At 42.2% G+C, this 3420-nt stretch carries 4 protein-coding genes; all 4 read left to right on the top strand.

What is annotated here, in order from left to right; translation table 11 throughout:
• Positions 1-198: 198 nt before the first annotated feature.
• The gene (locus FP815_03730) at positions 199-570 is read left to right on the top strand and encodes a 30S ribosomal protein S12 (protein ID MBA3014047.1); all 372 of its coding nucleotides are present in this window, start codon (positions 199-201) and stop codon (positions 568-570) included.
• A gap of 27 nt (positions 571-597) precedes the next feature.
• Positions 598-1071, top strand: a complete 474-nt coding sequence (rpsG, locus tag FP815_03735) for a 30S ribosomal protein S7 (protein MBA3014048.1) — start codon at positions 598-600, stop codon at positions 1069-1071.
• Between the two features lie 123 nt (positions 1072-1194).
• Positions 1195-3279, top strand: a complete 2085-nt coding sequence (fusA, locus tag FP815_03740; protein ID MBA3014049.1) for an elongation factor G — start codon at positions 1195-1197, stop codon at positions 3277-3279.
• A 33-nt stretch (positions 3280-3312) separates the two neighbouring features.
• A partial coding sequence (locus tag FP815_03745; protein ID MBA3014050.1) for a hypothetical protein occupies positions 3313-3420 on the top strand: 108 nt, incomplete at its 3' end.

A 3420-nucleotide genomic window follows, 5' to 3' on the forward strand; every position in this document is an offset into this window, starting at 1 on the left:
AGTTCGACTTGTAATTGTATGCTCTTGAGAGCAAGAGTGATTAGGTTAAATAACCAATAACCTGATTTTTCTCATGCTCTTAGGCTGTGGAGCATATAAAACTTGACAGAGATCATTGCTTCGAGTAAAAAGCTTGTTTTCTGGAACATTGCGTGGGAAATCTACGCTAACGAGATAATCAGAGAGAGGAGTATTTCAATGCCAACCATCAATCAATTGGTACGGCAAGGTCGTAAAAAGATTGTTAGCAGATCAACGACCCCAGCTTTGAAAGGATCACCGCAAAAACGCGGTGTGTGTGTGCGTGTTTATACAACTACCCCCAAAAAACCTAACTCCGCATTGCGTAAGGTCGCCAGGGTTCGCTTGACAAATGGAATGGAAGTGACTTCCTATATTCCAGGTGTTGGTCATAATCTTCAGGAGCACTCTGTGGTTATGATACGAGGCGGCAGAGTTAAGGACTTACCTGGTGTGCGCTACCATATTATCCGTGGTACGTTGGATACGTTGGGCGTAGCGAATCGGAAGCAGAGCCGTTCTAAATACGGCGCTAAGCGTCCTAAATAGTTTTTGCTGAGCATGTGAGGAAAAAAAATGCCAAGACGTAAGACAGTTGCCAAGAGAGTGATATCTGCTGATGCCCGTTTTAAAAGTATTATTGTGTCAAAATTTATCAATCAATTAATGCTTGATGGCAAGAAAAATGTTGCTCGCACAATATTCTATGATGCTATGGATATTATTGCAGATCGAATTAAAGACGGGACTCCATTAGAGGTTTTTGACAAAGCCATGGAGTCTGTGCGACCCCGTGTTGAAGTTAAGTCTAGGCGTGTTGGTGGGGCAACGTATCAGGTGCCTGTGGAGGTTCGACCTGAGCGCAGGAATGCTTTGGCCATGCGATGGCTTACAACTTTTGCACAAAAACGCTCCGGTCATTCAATGGCTGAGAAATTAGCAGCTGAATTGTCAGATGCATTTAATAATCGTGGCGCGTCTGTGAAGAAACGTGAAGATACTCACAAAATGGCAGATGCAAACAAAGCCTTTGCTCATTATAGATGGTAATATTTAACATCGTTTCTCTTACTCTTTCTTGACAAGTATTTAGGGCTGGAGTATATAGAAGGGTTTAGATGTGGTTCGATTCTCTGTTTCGGTGAGTGCGACTTCAGCAGAAAGGAAACAACAGTGACTGCAAAGAGCGAACTCAATAAGTTGCGAAATATAGGCATAATGGCCCATATTGATGCAGGAAAAACAACGACAACCGAACGAATTTTATTTTACACTGGTCGTTCTTATAAGATTGGTGAGGTTCATGATGGCACAGCCGTTATGGATTGGATGGAACAAGAACAGGAGAGAGGTATTACCATTACCTCCGCTGCTACAACCTGTCTTTGGAATGACCATCAAATAAATATTATTGATACACCTGGGCATGTTGACTTTACTGTTGAGGTAGAGCGATGCCTGAGGGTGTTAGATGGCGCAGTAGCTGTTTTTTGTGCTGTTGGTGGAGTTGAGCCACAATCAGAAACAGTATGGCGACAAGCCAATAAGTACAAGATCCCCAGAATTGCCTTTATTAACAAAATGGATCGGGTCGGCGCTAATTTTGAGCGGGTCCTCTCCATGATTGAAAAAAGGTTGGGAGCTGTACCTGTAGCATTACAAATTCCTATAGGTAAAGAAGGAGCCTTTAGTGGAGTCATCGACCTTGTAGAAGGAAAGATGCTTTACTTTGATGAAGATACACAAGGCTCCGAAGTTATCGATAAGCCTATCTCTGAGGAATTTTCTGACATATTCACGGCTGCACATATGACTCTCGTCGAGAAGCTGGCCGACTTCGATGAGGGAGTCATGGAAAAATTTTTAGAAGAACAGTCAGTCTCTGCTGACGAAATCAGGCAAGTGATTCGTAAGGCTACAATTGCCTTAGGAATTGTGCCAGTACTCTGCGGAAGTGCATTTAAAAACAAGGGAGTGCAACCCTTACTTGATGGTATTTTATCTTATTTGCCATCACCTTTGGACGTCCCGCCTGTAAAAGGGGTAGATGCTGAGGGCACAGAACTTTTTCGCGAATGTAGCGAACGGGAAAATCTGAGTGCCCTGGCATTTAAAATTGTCGCAGATCCTTTTGTTGGTAATCTTGCTTTTGTACGTGTTTATTCAGGTGTGTTGCGTGCCGGTGATAAGGTATACAATTCATCCAAGGGTAAACAGGAGAAGGTAAGTAAGATATTAAGGATGCATGCCAATAAACGTGAGGAAGTTAAAGAAGTAGGTCCAGGGGATATTGCAGCATTGGTGGGTCTTAGATTTTCTACCACAGGAGACACTCTGTGTGAGAAGGGAGACACCTTGCTTTTAGAAAAAATTGATTTTCCTATCCCAGTAATTAGTATAGCCATAGAACCAAAGGGTAAGGCAGATCAGGATAAGCTGAGTGAAACTCTCAGTAAAATTGCTCTAGAAGATCCTTCCTTCAGAGTTACTACTCATGAAGAGACAGGGCAGACAATAATTTCGGGAATGGGTGAATTACACCTGGAAATTATTGTTGATCGACTGATACGTGATTTTAAGGTTGATGCTAATGTTGGAAAACCTCAAGTTTCTTATAAAGAATCTATAGTAGGAACAGGCCATGGTGATGGTCGCTTTGAACCACAAGGTATTGCAAAATCACAGTATGGTCATGTTGTTCTTGATGTTGAGCCGAATAAGCGAGGCGCAGGAATAGAATTTATCAGTAGAATTACTGAAGACTTAATACCTTCACAATTTGTTCAGGCTATTGAGAAAGGTGTCTTGTCAGCCTTGGACTCGGGACCGCTTCTTGGTTTTCCGGTGGTTGATTGTAAGGTTCTTTTGGTTGGTGGATCATATCACGAGGTTGATTCAACGGCACAAGCATTTGGTGTAGCCTCAAGTATAGCGCTCAGAAATGCACTTATTGCTGCACAACCGATACTACTTGAGCCGGTTATGCAACTTGAGGTAATAGGCCCTGACGAATATGTCGGAGATGTAATTAATGATCTTAATAGCAAACGAGCTAAAATATATGGAATGGAGGTTAGGGAGCATGGATTTCAGGTTGTTGATGCCCATGTACCTCTAGCTGAAATGTTCGGTTATTCTACAGATTTACGATCAGCAACTCAGGGGCGGGCTAATTTTACGCTTCAATTTCATTCGTATGAAGAAATACCATCCCGGATTGCTGAAGTAATCATACGGAAAATTAAGGGATTATACTAGTAGTACCCACATAACGATTGATGAGGAATAATAATGGCTAAGCAAAAATTTCAAAGAAATAAACCCCACGTCAATATTGGCACGATTGGTCATATCGATCATGGTAAAACCACATTGACCTCTGCGATTACACGGGTACTG

The sequence above is a fragment of the Desulfobulbaceae bacterium genome, assembly GCA_013792005.1.
In the GTDB taxonomy this organism is placed as follows: Bacteria; Desulfobacterota; Desulfobulbia; order Desulfobulbales; family VMSU01; genus VMSU01.

What these genes read in the sequence shown, in the direction of transcription:
- FP815_03730 (MBA3014047.1), top strand. Translation starts at nt 199, where the DNA reads ATGCCAACCATCAATCAATTGGTACGGCAAGGTCGTAAAAAGATTGTT.
- rpsG (MBA3014048.1), top strand. Translation starts at nt 598, where the DNA reads ATGCCAAGACGTAAGACAGTTGCCAAGAGAGTGATATCTGCTGATGCC.